This window comes from Chryseobacterium sp. MEBOG06 (assembly GCF_021869765.1).
Lineage (GTDB): Bacteria > Bacteroidota > Bacteroidia > Flavobacteriales > Weeksellaceae > Chryseobacterium.
On record NZ_CP084580.1, the window covers coordinates 3013063 to 3027856 of the forward strand.

Here is a 14794-nt window from a genome sequence, read left to right on the forward strand (position 1 = left end):
TTGGATAAATCGACCGTCAATTATTTTCAAACTTTGTTTAACCTAATTCAAATTAGTTTTATATTTTCATCTTTAATACAATATTTATCTACTGATAAATACTTTTTAACATAATAAAAAAGATGAGTCTTTTTGTTGCAGATAAAAAAATATTTTGTAAAATTGTTTCCAGATTGCAATCTAAAACATTTATTATTTATTAAAATTAAAATCTTTTAATCATGAAAAAATTTTTTTTAATTGCTGCAATTGGTGTGGCAGGACTTATGAGTGCTAAAGGCATTTCTTATAAAAAAGTAAACAAAAAAGCAGAAACTACTGAGAAAAAAGCGGTTAATAATAAGCTTTCTGCCAAAGCAAAAGCTGCTTTTTATAACTGGGTGGGAGTTTCAACCTGGTGTGGAAAAGTTTTTTACTTAGACGCAAGTGATTATTCAAGTATGGGAGAATTAAATGATGCCGCTACTCAATTTACTAATCAGCAATGTGCCGGTGCATCTACATTTACTGGTCAGTACACATAAAATTATTTTAATTTCGAATCAGTAACCTCAATGTTACTGATTCTTTATTTACATCAAATATGAAATTCTATCTATTTATATTTTCATTCTTTATCATACTAACTAACGGACAGAGTATTATTTCTCCAAACTTCTCCATTAAAACTTCTCCTTTTGACATCACAGATTATGGGGTTAGTTCATACAATATATATTATAAAGTAAATTTTTTGGATAATGCCCGCTCTCCCAATAGTAAAAGGGAAGTAATGTGTATCCTTGAATTAGGCGATGGCAATATTTCTAAATTTCTGGATTATAATCAGGTGAGAATAGATTCTTTGGACAAAAAATACAGCAGCCAAAATAGTATTGGTTCTGAGGAAGCAGGTCAATATCTTAAAATAAGAGTTTTGTGGAATAATGTAATATTCAAAAATCATAATTTAATGACGGTTCAGGATAGATTCAAAAATGTATATCAATATGACGAAGAGCAACCCAAATTGAATTGGAATCTGGAAAAAGGTGAAAAAATAGTATTGGGACATAAATGCAGCAGAGCAAGAGTACATTACAGAGGAAGAGATTACATTGCCTGGTATACCAGTGAAATTCCCATTAATAATGGACCATATATTTTTGGAGGCCTTCCTGGTTTAATTTTAGAAATTGAGGATGTTGATAAAAAGTATTCTTTTGAAGCGGTGGGAATAACAAAAACTCCCAAACCGATATATCTGAGAAATGAGAAAAACATATTAAAGACTACCAGGGAAAAATTTAGAAATGTACAGAAGACCTATAAAGAAAATCCCGGTGCTTTTTACAGTGGTAAAGCTTATAATGAGGATGGATCTCCAATAGTATTAAAGCAGCAAAATATTCAATATGAACCTCTGGAAATTGAATAATTGATTTCAAGAAAGCAAAAAAACCTTCAAGCTTTGAAGGTTTTTTTATGTATTTACAGTAAAAAAAACTGTCTAAACATAGTGGTTGATATACATATACTGCCAATTGTCGCATCTAAAATTTATTAAAGCCTTTTAGCTTTAAAATACAGGAAGTTCGATTTCATCTTTAGTAACCTCTTTTTCTTTACTGCTAAACAGTCTGCCAATCATCTTGAAAGGACGGCTTGCTACAATGGAAGCCGCAGTATTCACCACACTAACCCCCAGTTTTGATTTAGGATGAGCAAGCCATGGAACTCCCGGAGGTAATTTCTGAACTTTTTCTACGAATGGACGCATCCGTTTTTCATACGCTGAGAATGCATCTTCATGATGATCATGGCGGGACAGTTCACCAGCCAGTAAATAAGCGCCTACTATAGCCAGCGTAGTTCCCATACCGGTTAAAGGAGTCGGACAATAAGCTGCATCTCCAATCATACCTGCTCTGCCGTCAAACCATCGTGATGCATGAACCTGGCTGATACCATCAAAATACACATCGCTGTTATTATCAATTGCTTCCATTAAGCGCTTCTCTTCCCATCCGGCACCCGAAAGTTTAGCTTTTAACACTTTCTTTTGCCCGCTGTCAGATTGGGTCAGATAGCTTTTATCATCCGATAAAAAGCTGAAAGAAGCCCTTATGGTCCCATGATTGTCAGGACGAAGCACCATAACCCGGGATCCCGGTGCTGTATACCAGCGCGCCCATTGAGTATCCCTTTCTATCCTCGGTATTGTATACCAGGCATTATATAGCCCTGTAAATTTCAATTCCGGTTCATCTCCAAAAATCAATTGCCTGGTTGTAGACCTCACTCCATCAGCGGCGATCAACAAATCGAACACTCTGCTTTCGTTATCACTAAATGTAACCTCTACATTATCAATCCCTTGATCTATGGCTGTAATGTATTTGCCAAAGATATATTGTACATCATCTTTAGTATGTTTATATAAGATATTTACCAGATCTCCCCGTAGTATTTCGGCTTCACTCGTAAAACTGTTACTGCCTTCTATCGGAAATTCTGCTTCAACCCCGTTATTCCGGTTAACAAACTGTAAACCAATCTCACCTGTATTGGCAGCAAGTATTTCCTGCTCTATCCCCATCATTCTTACAACAGCACGCCCGGCTCCTCTTACATCAAGATTTTGCCCGCCTAATCTCAACGATTTTGCCCGCTCCACTATCGTTACTTCAAAACCGTATTTAGCCAGCCAAAATCCCAAAGTTGGGCCCGCAATGCTTGCACCGGATATAAGCACTTTCTTTTTACTATTCATTTTTATTCTAAAATTTTAAACTGGTAAAACATTTTTAAAAGGCATTTATATACTTTTTTTTACAGCTTCCGATTTTTTGGAAAGCTCTTCCAGACTCATATTTCTGTAGTTCATAAATAGATCATTGTGGTGATAATCCAGTTTATTTAAAAGGAATGACAGTGAACTTGCCTCAGCTGGTCTTAAATTCCCCACTACTACATTCCCTACCATGCCCATCTTAGGTAATAACCCGGACAATTCTTCTCTGCCTTTATCTGTAATGGCGACCATGATACTTCTTTTATCGTTTGGATTATCAAATTCCCGAATCAGATCTTGCTTCAGCAGACGCTTAATCACTTCAACGCCTGAGGTTTTTTCCATAATCAGCTTACTGATAAGTTCGGTTTTGGTAAGAAATGGATAGGTCATCAGGACGATTAAAAAAGAAAATTCATCTAATGTATTGATATTACTTTCCTTTAAGGCCTTCTTAAAATACATGGATGCATAGCGATAATTGAAAACCAGCATTCTCGCAATTTCCGTATTCTGATCCTGATTCTCCCGAACCCAATCTTCTTCACCTCCTGCCAGTTGCCTGGTCCCATGAAGCTGATGAGGCTTGTTTGCATTTAAAAACCCTAAAAAATCAGTGATACTATAGTCATTATCACCCTCATATTGATTTTCGAATTCAAATAAATATTCGATAAGTTCCTTTAAAACCTCTTTCGTGGCCATATATTAGAATGTTTACATTATAAATATATAAATAAAAATACGAAAACATTCAATAATAATGAGGTTTATTTTAAGATATGGATTGTCATCATTAGAATACAGAACCTTCAAGCCTTGCCAGAAGCCCGACAGAGAAGTGAAAAATCCAAATCGGAATTCATATTTGTAAGCTATTTGGTAAGATCTTAAAAAAGGAAATAAACTAATCCTATGGCAGCGGCAGTCATCAGGATCAGGGTAATTGCGCCTAAGATATTTGAGAACTTTGAATTGGTATGATCCTTCATTATTTTTTTATTGTTGCCGATATGCATAATAACAGCAATCATAACAGGCGCTGTGAGTCCATAGACAATTGCTGTATACAAAAGGGCTTTGATAGGGCTGACATCAAAAAAATCAAGAGACAAACCAACAAGCAGGGAAACGATGATAGAAGCATAGAATGGCTTTGCCTGGGCAAATTTCTTATCAAGACCCGCTTTCCATCCAAATGTCTCTGCAAGCATATAAGACTGTGATCCGGCCAGTACGGGAATAGCCAGCAGCCCTGTTCCCAGCACGCCTGTTGCAAAAATGAAATAAGTGAGTTTTCCGGCAAGTGGTTCCAGTGCCTTAGCAGCTTCATCTACTGTATTGATCTGATGGATTCCGCCATTAAAAAGTACGGTACCCGTGGTCAGAATCATAAAAAACATAACCAGATTAGAAAGCAGCATACCAAGATTGACGTCAGTTTTCATTTCACTCAGAACCCTCTTGTCTACCAGCACAACACCTTTGTGGGCCTGATCTTCGGCTTCCATGGTAGTCTGCCAGAAAAAAAGATAGGGCGAAATGGTGGTTCCCAGAATAGCCACTATAATAGAAAGAAATTCCTTATCAAACTTGATAGTAGGTATAAAAGTTTTCTTTACTACCATCAGCCAGTCCTGCCCCACCATAAATGGCACAATGATGTAAAGCAGCAGGCTGAGACACAGCCATTTTAAGATCATAGCAATTTTCTGATAAGAATACTTTATGATAATAAAAAGCAGCAAGGCCGTTATAATAACACAAAAAACAGATACAGGCACCACAGGACAGATCATATGTGCAACAGCTCCCATCCCCTGGATATCAGCACCAATGTTTAAAGTTATTGCAGGAAAACTAAAAATAAGCATCCCATAAAGGATCGGTTTGGAATAATACTGCTTAAGCGTTACCGTAAGTCCCTGTGAAGTCACCAGCCCAATCCTTGCGCACATCCCCTGTATGGCTGCCATAAGAGGAAATGTAAGCAAAGCTGTCCAAAGTGTGGAAAGACCAAATTGCGCTCCCGCCTGAGAGTATGTTGCAATACCCGACGGGTCGTCATCACTGGCTCCCGTAATCAAACCGGGCCCTAGTTTTTTGAAAAAATTGAGAATCTTTGAATCTTTCTTTTGTTTTGACATTGCAATTTTACCGACAGTATTAGTCTGCCTGCTGTATCATCATTCTTCAACCACTTAAAGGTAGTAAAATTTCAAAGTCAATACGTGTTTAGTATTTAATTATTATCAGTTAATTTTGTAGGTAAATGAAAACCCACTAGATGAGGCTGGATTCCTTCGGAATGACAAACAGGACGTTTAGCCGATCCGCAAACATTGTCGTTCCGTAGGAATCTCAATATCGTATAATTCTAAAACACTTGAGTACACTTTAAAAGTTTTATATCTTTCTGCATAAGAAAATCCACTTTAGATGAAAATCAAAGATTTTCAAAAACTTATGTGTACTTCATATCCACAAAACTTTAAACTTAAAATAACTGAAGTGTTAAAAATCTTTTGTGCCTTTTAACTTCGTGGAATCTTCGGTTTTTGGTTAAATAAAAACATAGTAAAATTACTCTAGCTTTTGGTATAGTAAGCCCTCTTTCCCTTACCCATTCCTGAAGTGCCTATACCTGGTTATACAAGTACCTATACCCCCCTTGGGTAAGGGGGTAAAGCCCCTTCCGAAGTACCTAAAGACCGTTCAACAAGTACCTCCAGCCCTTTATGCAAGAGGGTAAAGCCCCTTCGGGAGTACCTAAAGGCCGTTCACCAAGTACCTCGAGGCTCTTCCACCAAGCCTACAGGCCTCTGGAAGGCCATGTACCCTTTTCAAGTCTTCATTCGGCAGCAGAATAGCTATCTATCTCTTCCCTCTCCTTTCAAGAATGAGGTGCGCAGCATCCAGCATTTTCGTCAGATGAATGTACGGACTGACGATATTACTTTCCGGTATATTGCCGTAGGCTCCCAGTGAAAAGTAGACCATGCCGGATATAAAATAGTCAAACTCTTTGATGCTGTATTCTTCAAATGCTTTTTTGAAGACCCGTAAAGGATTTCGGTATTCTTTCTCAGAAAGCAGGCCGGGAAGCCAGGGAGAAACATTTTCTAAGGGAGTACTGGCGTGCCTTTTCTTTTTCTTCAGCGTAATAAGATAGCCAGCACGAATAAACGACTGCATCGACTGGCGAAAGTGAAAAATAGCAGAGGGATCTCCTTTTAGCCACGTATTTCCTTTTACTGCACAGTTTGTAATGTTGTTCAGCTTTTCTTTAGAGGCAGCCAGCTCATTGAACTTAAAAAAATTCTCCATAAGCTCTACTCCGGAATGTTTTTTAGGATCTTCCAAAAAATGGGCTTCAAAGTCTGTTCTTCTATTTTTCATGCGGTTGTTTTTTGTAATTAAGTAATTATTTATTTTCATCATTCATTAATTCCAGGGATTGAACACAGCTCTTCCTGTATCATGAACATTTCATGATATCAGCAGCTGAACTTTTGTTTAATACTATTTGTTTTCTGTTACACGTTTTACCGGTTGTAAAATGGGAGGAAGCCCTGTAATGCCGGACTTCCCACCCATACAAGACAAAAAATAAAACTTATGATAAAATTTGTGTTTTTCAGAAAGCCCGAAGGCCGTAACGGATTGTACACCCCATTGTAACGCGTCATGATACTTTATACGGTAAAGCGGGCTTAGAAAAAGAGCATTGTAGAAAAGCAGAACAGCATGAAAATAAAAACGGCATGGGACTCTACAATATCTGAATCAGAGGTACTGGTATACCGTGCACACAGATAAGAGAGAACCCACGCCTAGGTCGTGAGCTTCCTGCTTATTTTCTCGTGTGCTAAAAATTACCAGTTTTCTGATACGAGATTCTAAGCAATAGCTTCTAATATTCTTTGAAGTATCGCAAAGCTACATTTATTGTAGCTTATTATAACAAATGTAGGAAAAATATCTGACTTGTGACATATTTGTCAATGATATTTTTGACAAATATGTCACATTTATTTAATGAAAGATATTCAGGATAGTTATTGTGCTGCTGTAGCAGATTATATAAAAAAATATATAAGTGATAACGAAATCGACTTAGCCGATCTTGCTGCTGCCGCAAATGTTGATAGGAAACAGGTATACAGATTAATAAACAAAGAAAATGTTCCTTTATTGTCAACTGTTGTGAAAATAGCGCTAGCAGCTGGCCTTGAATTAAATATAACTAATATGGATTTTGATTTTGATCAGTATAGAAAAAATAACAATATACTTATTGCTGTTCCAAAAGATAAATCTAAAAAATCTTGATAAGATTTTGAATTTTTCTTACTTCCTATAAAAGTTTGTTTTTCTTTTATCGGTTCAAAGTAAAGAGACCGTGCTCAGTAGAAACCCAAACAATATTATCAAAACAAAAAATTACGGATCTCTCAAAAGAAAACACCAAATATTCCGTTTAATTCTTAAATTTGGCTAATGCAAAAGAATCTTTATCTCATCATTATATTATTTTCTCTTACCAGCTGCTATACTTATCAGGTAAAAAAGCAACCGGACCCAGCGGCTGACAGTAAACAGGACCCTAAAAAAAGTACTGCTCTTGCAAACAATTCTAGTGTACAAATGAAAAATGCAACAGCTGCTACAAGCCTGAATGTACAACAAGCACCGCCTGCGCCAGTTAATATTCAGGAGAAACTTGCCCCTAATAAAAATTTCAGAATAGATGTAGATGGCAAGAGCTATAAAATAATAGTTGACAAGTGGGAAAGCGACAGTCTGGTGGCCCATCCGGTTCGTAATCCTAAAAAGATTCTGAAATTCCATAAGAACCAGATCAATCCCGATAGAATTGCAGAAAAGCGCTTTTCACAGCCCATAGCTGACATTCTTACAGTTACTGCTTACACTGCCATTGGAGTTTCAATCTGGCTTCTTCTGCGCTAATTTTTAAAACCTTTTCTACGGATCAAAAGAATATGGGCTTTGGTATCAAAGCCGGAGATATATTTAACATAAAAAAGCCCCAATTAAGGGGCTTTACTTTTATAAGAATCTTATAATGATTTTACTTTCACAGTCATTTTAATAAACCTCACACTTGGTATACACAGCAGACCATCAGTGTAGAGATGAACAGCTACAATTTCTTTGTTTTGAGCTATTAAATTGTCTATTTCAAATTTAAAACGATGATAAACTGTATTGGCTGCATCATTTGTCATAGAAGCACCATTAGTTCCAAACAGACTTCCATATATAGCCGCATTATCTGCGTCCTGACTTACTGTAAAATCTTGTTTATAGCTATACATTACATTTGAGTTATTAAAATCATTCATTGCATTGTTTCCAATATAAACTTCAGTGGTACTAGTAAAGATACCTCCATATCCCCAAATATTTTTGGCAACAAACTCTGACAGTCTGATTTGATTTCTCCCATACATTGGAGTAAGATCACCATAAAGCACTTCATAAGAGCTTACATAAGGATAATTTGGATTTACACTAATTGGATTATACTGACTTGATGACCCATTACATTTCAATGTAACATTATCAACTCCAAAAAGATAGGCTCCAGTTGGTTTAGCATTCTGTGAAGTAATTTCTTTTGAATTTGATTCTGGATTTAGTGAAGTTTCTAGTTCTTCACTGGTTGTACACGATAGCAGTAATACACTACCTGCTATCAGCAATAGTTTTTTCATGGTTATTTAGTTTATCCACTAAATATAGACAAATAAAACTAATTACAACATATAACTTACATTTTATTATTTTTTTACTAAAAATAAAGTATTCTCTCTAAAGTTCCATTTTCCCGACTATCGGTTCTTTTTATGTAAATAAGGGGTTAGCAAAACCATTAGAAATATCTAGGTATTGTTTTGAGTCTACTTGCTTGTACAATCTCTCTATCCTATGAGATAGTTTCCGGTATAGATGAGAAAGCTAGTTATGATTGTGGAAGTGAAAACAGTAATGCCGGAAATCCTGGATTTCTTCACCAAAAATAACACTCTCAAAGTATTCCATAAACAAGGGTGTAAAAGCTATAAAATGTAGCCCCACTTCATGGGTGAGGCGGTCGTATTCAGTATGTTTTGCTGGTGTCAAATTTGAAATAGAACAGACAGGATTTGATACCTGTACGAATAAGTTTTATCAGGGATCCTGCACGTTACTGCTTCACACACCATAAGGTTACTGCTAAGTGTGCACCCTTAAGACTTTATACTTACCCACCCTAACCCGGGTAGCTTATTCTAATCTCTTTAGCGTCTATCTTCCGCCACTGTTCTGCAGCAAAGATAATAATTACTTCACAAACTTTTTATTTTCCTCAAAGAAATAAGGCTTACTTTTTCAAATCTACACTTGGTTTATTCTCCCCGCTACCGTGCGAATCCTTTCGTGTGGTATAATATTATAATTAATTTTCCGACAAGGCTTTATAAACATTTTAATTTGTTGCGCAGAATCATAATCTGCCTTTTTAAGCATATAAACCTGCTCACTGGATATGCAAATAAACAATCTGGGAAAATACAAGGTTGAGAACCTTCCTGTCATAATCAAAATAAGCTAACATTAATTTTTCCTTTATCATAAGGATAAAAAATATGTAATTAATTTGTTAATGCTACATATTGATAAAGCATTTTAGGATTTTCGGCTTCAGTAATAAGGAAGTGGGCAACATTGGCTCTTGAAATTTTTCCGACCTTCATTCCTTTTTTAAGATCAGGTAATACTTTATAGAACGAGGTTTGTTCTCCTTCTGTAAGCATTCCTGGTCTTATGATCTCCCATTTCAAATTACTTTTTGTGATTAATTCTTCCATTACTGTTTTATTCACATATTGCTCTTTCAGGAATAATGAAATGACCGTCCGCATAAAAAAACTTAAATAGCCTTTACTTTCCCCTGCTCCAAATCCAGTGATGATCAAAACTGGTGAAGAGAAATTTAATTCATTGCCCACTTTGATAAGTGTATTGGCTATATCGGAAAAAAGAGTTGTTGCTTTTTTATTTTTGGTTCCAACGGTTATCAGGACAGCATCAGAACATTTAATAGCTTTTTTTAAGTCAATGACTGATGTTGCACTTCCATTTATTTTAATCAGTTGAGGATGATCCGGAAGCTGGTCTGTATTTGTTGATAATGCTGTAACGGTATGTCCTTTTTTGAGCGCCTGCATTACAGATTCAAACCCAATTCCGGCTCCTGCTCCTATGATTGCTATATTCATTTTAATTTGATGATTTAATTTGCAGATATTTCTCAGTAATATTCTTTGGGGCAACAAGCAAGCTTTCATTTCCCCATTTCCATGGTTCTCCTGCTGAAGTCAGTATTTCTGCACCAGATTCTTTGGCAATAAGCAATCCCGCAATCCAATTATAAGTATCGATATCTTCCTGAATGAACAAATCAATTCTTCCTGCACCTACGTAAGCTAATTGTAAACCGTGTGGGCCGTAGTTTCTGACAATTCCGAAATGATCAAGCAGTTTAGTAACTGTAGAACCTATTTTTTTATTCAAATCATTCATTGATTTGTCCTGATGGCCATATTCAAAAACAGCTAGCATTACTGCCAAATCAGTTTTATGGCTAAGCTTGAGTGGTTTGTCATTCATAAAAGCACCCTCTCCGTCTTTTGCCCAAAACATTTCATTGGCTAATGGGTCATAAATGACAGAAAATAAAGGTTTTCCATCACGGATAAGAGCTAGATTAATTGTCCATCCTGCCATATGCTGAAGATACTGTATAGCACCATCCATGGCATCACAAAGCCAGTATTCTTTTTGTGCGGCGGGATTTCTTTGTGAGTCGGTATCAAATTCATCTCCAACATGCCAGGGTATAGTGGGAAACTCCAGAGACAGATCTTCTTTTAAAGAAGTAAGACAAACTATATCTATGTCCTCTAATTGTTTTAAAAGTTCGTCCATATTCTGTGGTATGGAATTTTGCTTATAGTCTTTTAAAAAGACCTCACCTACTTTTCTTACTGCATTGAGTATGATTGGGATATTAATTTCGTTTTGCATGTCAATTGTTGTATTAATTACTATACAAAATTACCTGCAGAATTACCTTTAATGATAGTTTTAATAAAGGAAAAGACAGTTCTAATCACGGAATTTTTTCCGAAATTCAATAGGGGTAAGATGAGTTATTTTCTTAAAGAGCTTTCCAAAATAAACAGGTTCGTCGTAACCCACCTCGTAAGCAATTTCTTTAACCGTATTATCTGTAAAGTATAGTAACCTTTTTGCTTCCTGAATAGAAGCTTCCTGAATATGAGCCGATACAGGGCTTCCTGTTAGCAATTTTACAGTATCATTTAAATGGGCAGTTGAAATAGAAAGTGCCGAAGCATACTGCGCAGGATGCTTCCAGGTTTTGAAATGTTCTTTTGTAAGCTTTATGAAAGTTTCCTTAATGATAATACTGCGATTTTCTTTCTCTTTATTAATCGGAAAATCGGAAACAAGTTGACCGGCAATAAGACTTAAAAAACTATTTAGCAAGGCATGAATACTTTTTTGAATATAGTGATTGGTTTCTTGTGATTGTACTTTTTCAATTAAATCCATTAATATGATAAGCTTCTGATAGAAATCCGATCCTTGTTCAAGCAAAAGCGGATTATCAATTTTATTTTCTAAAAGCTGTAGAACTTCTGTATTAATTAATGACGGATCAAAACTCATCATCCATCCCTTTGGATCTTTTACTTCTATAATATGATGAACCTCTTCCGGAAATACAAAAAGTATTGCAGGTTTGGTAAATTCAACATTTTCAAAATCAATATTTAATTTGAATTGACCATCAATGGCTAACATTAATTGGCAATGATTGTCCCGGTGAGGTTTAGAGATGTCGTGTTCACCAGCGTCTTTATCTTCCATATTTACAATAATAACGCCCGCCTTTGCCTGAGCCGAAAGTTCATATTGTTTAATAATATGGTTTTTATTTTTCAAGATTTTTAAATTATAGCATATAAATATAATGCCTTATTTACTGGTTACAAAAATAAAGATTAAAACGTTCAATGAAGATAGAGGAAGTTTTATATATGCTACAAAATTTTCATTGGACTATATCCAAAATGATTTTTAAATAGTTCTGATTAGTAAAGCCTTAGCTGAAAGACCATAAGGTAAAATTATTAACTTAAACTCAGCCCTCGCTCAGACAATACTGATTAACAACAGATTATAAAATAAAAAAAGGAAAAAGTATTTTTAGGAATGCTTTTTCCTTTGTGTGGCCGCAGCGGTTAATTTTCCGAACACTTCTATTGAAGATTTAAATAAAATTGCTAAACTCTTTCTTTAAAAAGTTTAAACCGGTTCATAATTTAGTTTCGTAAAATTTGAAATAATTTCAAGAGACAATAGGTGGCGATTTACTTAAATAAACCTTCTAATGTTCTAATAGCTTTCAACATATCGATTCCTTTACCCAAAACAGGTTTAAAAATATCGCCTTTATCTTTCAATCTTTCTAAAGCATTATGAATGTTAAAATCTGTGGGTTTCAGTCCATTTTTAACTTCTTCCCATTGTAACGGCATACTGACTGGCGCCCCATCTTTCGGACGGAGACTGTAAACACTTGCCAGAGTCTGTCCTCTCCTATTTTGAAGATAATCAAGATAAATTTTATTCTTATCTCTTTTCTGCAGGCTCCTTTCCAAAGTGGTTAAATCCGGTAATTTTTTCTGAACGATCTGCATCAGCAGATGTCCAAAATCTTTAACTTGATCATACGAGTATTTTGCATTCATCGGGATATAAACATGAATCCCTGAACTGCCTGACGTTTTAGGATAACCGTCAACTCCCGCAAGATCCAGAACTTCTTTCACCGCATGAGCAGTTTCAATGACATCCTCAAAAGAATTTTTTTCTGACGGATCAAGATCAAGAACGAGATAATCCGGATTGTCTGCTTTTTTGATTTTACTTGTCCAGATATTAAGTTCAATGCAGCCGAGATTATTGAGATAAGCCAAAGTTTCTTTATCATTGCAAATGATATAATTGATATACTTATCAGAGCTTTCAGAAAAAACTTTTTGTGTTTCTATCCATTCCGGTGTCTCTTCCGCAGCATCTTTTTGAAAGAAACTTAAGCCTTTTATACCGTTAGGATAACGGTTCATAGATTGTGGTCTGTCTTTAAGATGAGGCAGAATATATTTTGAAATACTTTGGTAGAAGTCAATCACATCACTTTTCGTAATGTCGTCTTCCGGAAAATAGATTTTGTTTTGATTGGTCAATTTCAGTTCCTGCTTTCCAATTTTTTTTATCACATCTTCTTTTCCGGTTCTCTTTTTAGGTTCAGTCTTTTTCATATTCTCATTTTTTGATGGATTTTCAGAATTAAATTTTACATCCTTAGGATTGATGTCATCCCGAAGTCTCAAAAAAATCGGATGCCTGTAAATACTGTCTTTCGTTAGTTCTGAAAATTTGATTTCAGCAACCAGTTTGGGTTTTATCCAAGTGGCTTTAGTATTCGTTTTGGGAGTTATTTTGAACACTGAATTTTTCTCAATTAAAGGCTGCATTTCATCGTAGATATCAGAAAGTGATTTGTCATTAAAACCACCTCCGGTATGACCACAGAAAACCATTTCTCCATTCAGATATTTCCCCAGTATCAATGCCCCCAATTTTTTCCTTGAGCCTTTTGGTTCTGTAAAACCGCAGATGACGGCTTCATCGCTCTTATGGATTTTGATTTTCAGCCATTCGGAACTTCGGAGATTCTCTTTGTAAAGGCTATCCGTTTTTTTTGCTACAATTCCCTCCAATCCCATATCTTTCGCCGCTTGAAAAAAATCTCTGCCATTTTCTAAAATGTGATCACTGTATTTGATAATCTCATTTTCCATCAGAGCATCTTTTAACAATTCCTTTCTTTGCAGGTACGATAAATTTTCTGTCGAATGACCGTTCAGCCACAACAGATCAAAAACCTGAAAGGTCAATACAAGATTAGGATTATCACCAATTCTTTGGAGCCATTGGAAATTAGGCCTTCCTTTATCGTCATAAGCGACAATCTCACCATCAAGAATCATTGGATGTTCCTGCAAATTAAGTGAATTCGTTATTTTTTTGAATTTCTGAGAAAAATCGATACCATTTCGAGAATATAACCGGAGTTCGTCTTTGGTTAGATCTGCAATGGCACGATAGCCGTCCCATTTAATTTCAAATGCCCAATCTTTGCTATTAAATGCTTTATCAGAGACTTTGCAAAGCATAGGTTTGATAAATTCTGACCACTTTTTTTCACTGGAAAGTGCGGGTGCGTAGTTTTTATAATGCTTTAGACTTTCGGATGAGTTATTTTTTTTTTACTCTCTTTCTCTTCGAGATAAGCAGTTACTTTGGATGTTTTTAAAGTATGGTCTTCGGCATCATAGTTTTCATCAACAGCAAATTTATCTTTATGTTTGATAAGCAGCCAAGCATTTTCGTCTTTAGAATTTTTTATTTTCACCAATGCGAATTCTCCCTTTAGTTTTTTACCGTGAAGAATGAATTTCAGGGATTGTTTATGAAGTTCCGCTCTCATTATCAGATCGTCCGTCTTACCGTTCACTTTTTCGATAGGCTCATAAGTTCCCTCATCCCAGATCTCGACTTCACCTGCGCCATAATTTCCTTTTGGAATAGAGCCTTCAAATGTTCTGTAGGAATATGGATGATCTTCTACCATCATTGCCAATCGTTTATCAGAAGGATTCAGCGACGGACCTTTTGGAACTGCCCAGCTTTTTAAAACGCCTTCCATCTCAAGACGAAAGTCATAATGAAGCCTCGAAGCAGCATGTCTTTGAATGACAAACTTCAACTTCTTTGCGCTCGCTTTTTCTTTACCTTCCGGTTCAGAAGTTTCTTTGAAATTTCGTTTTTTATTATAATCTTCTAAAGCCATCTTTAAAT

The 14794-nt window shown here is 35.8% G+C and carries 14 protein-coding genes; 4 read left to right on the top strand and 10 right to left on the bottom strand.

The annotated features are described in order from the left end of the window. The first annotated feature begins 221 nt into the window (after positions 1-221). Both LF887_RS13790 and LF887_RS13795 read left to right on the top strand, forming a co-directional pair. Positions 222-524: a hypothetical protein gene (locus LF887_RS13790; RefSeq protein WP_236854803.1), complete on the top strand. Its 303-nt coding sequence runs from the start codon at positions 222-224 to the stop codon at positions 522-524. Between the two features lie 59 nt (positions 525-583). After that, positions 584-1417: a GLPGLI family protein gene (locus LF887_RS13795; protein WP_236854805.1), complete on the top strand. Its 834-nt coding sequence runs from the start codon at positions 584-586 to the stop codon at positions 1415-1417. Positions 1418-1558: 141 nt separating this feature from the next. Here LF887_RS13795 and LF887_RS13800 read toward each other — a convergent pair whose 3' ends face one another. From LF887_RS13800 to LF887_RS13815, 4 genes are all read right to left on the bottom strand, one after another. Then, complete coding sequence (locus LF887_RS13800; RefSeq protein ID WP_236854807.1) at positions 1559-2752, bottom strand: FAD-dependent monooxygenase; 1194 nt, start codon at positions 2750-2752, stop codon at positions 1559-1561. Positions 2753-2797: 45 nt separating this feature from the next. Continuing rightward, on the bottom strand, positions 2798-3478 hold the full coding sequence (locus tag LF887_RS13805; RefSeq protein WP_236854809.1) for a MarR family winged helix-turn-helix transcriptional regulator: 681 nt from the start codon (positions 3476-3478) through the stop codon (positions 2798-2800). Positions 3479-3663: 185 nt separating this feature from the next. Next, on the bottom strand, positions 3664-4920 hold the full coding sequence (locus LF887_RS13810; protein ID WP_236854811.1) for an NRAMP family divalent metal transporter: 1257 nt from the start codon (positions 4918-4920) through the stop codon (positions 3664-3666). A gap of 727 nt (positions 4921-5647) precedes the next feature. Beyond that, entirely contained in the window at positions 5648-6172 is a 525-nt protein-coding gene (locus tag LF887_RS13815) for a hypothetical protein (protein ID WP_236854813.1), read from the bottom strand. Positions 6173-6811: 639 nt separating this feature from the next. On the opposite strand from LF887_RS13815, the gene LF887_RS13820 reads away from it, so the two are divergent. Together LF887_RS13820 and LF887_RS13825 are read left to right on the top strand one after the other, a co-directional pair. After that, positions 6812-7105, top strand: coding sequence for a helix-turn-helix domain-containing protein (locus LF887_RS13820; RefSeq protein WP_236854815.1), 294 nt, complete (start codon positions 6812-6814; stop codon positions 7103-7105). 168 nt (positions 7106-7273) lie between these two features. After that, the gene (locus LF887_RS13825) at positions 7274-7744 is read left to right on the top strand and encodes a hypothetical protein (protein WP_236854816.1); all 471 of its coding nucleotides are present in this window, start codon (positions 7274-7276) and stop codon (positions 7742-7744) included. Between the two features lie 110 nt (positions 7745-7854). Here LF887_RS13825 and LF887_RS13830 read toward each other — a convergent pair whose 3' ends face one another. The 6 genes from LF887_RS13830 to LF887_RS13855 all read right to left on the bottom strand — a co-directional run bounded on the left by LF887_RS13830 (position 7855) and on the right by LF887_RS13855 (position 14786). Further along, positions 7855-8511: a hypothetical protein gene (locus LF887_RS13830; protein WP_236854818.1), complete on the bottom strand. Its 657-nt coding sequence runs from the start codon at positions 8509-8511 to the stop codon at positions 7855-7857. 921 nt (positions 8512-9432) lie between these two features. Further along, positions 9433-10059, bottom strand: a complete 627-nt coding sequence (locus LF887_RS13835; protein ID WP_236854820.1) for an NAD(P)-dependent oxidoreductase — start codon at positions 10057-10059, stop codon at positions 9433-9435. Position 10060: 1 nt separating this feature from the next. Beyond that, positions 10061-10867, bottom strand: a complete 807-nt coding sequence (locus tag LF887_RS13840) for an inositol monophosphatase family protein (protein WP_236854821.1) — start codon at positions 10865-10867, stop codon at positions 10061-10063. Positions 10868-10948: 81 nt separating this feature from the next. Then, positions 10949-11809, bottom strand: a complete 861-nt coding sequence (locus LF887_RS13845; protein WP_236854823.1) for an AraC family transcriptional regulator — start codon at positions 11807-11809, stop codon at positions 10949-10951. Between the two features lie 428 nt (positions 11810-12237). Then, positions 12238-14109, bottom strand: a complete 1872-nt coding sequence (gene ligD / locus LF887_RS13850) for a DNA ligase D (RefSeq protein WP_236854825.1) — start codon at positions 14107-14109, stop codon at positions 12238-12240. A 65-nt stretch (positions 14110-14174) separates the two neighbouring features. Further along, on the bottom strand, positions 14175-14786 hold the full coding sequence (locus tag LF887_RS13855) for a DNA polymerase ligase N-terminal domain-containing protein (protein WP_236854827.1): 612 nt from the start codon (positions 14784-14786) through the stop codon (positions 14175-14177). Positions 14787-14794: the final 8 nt, after the last annotated feature.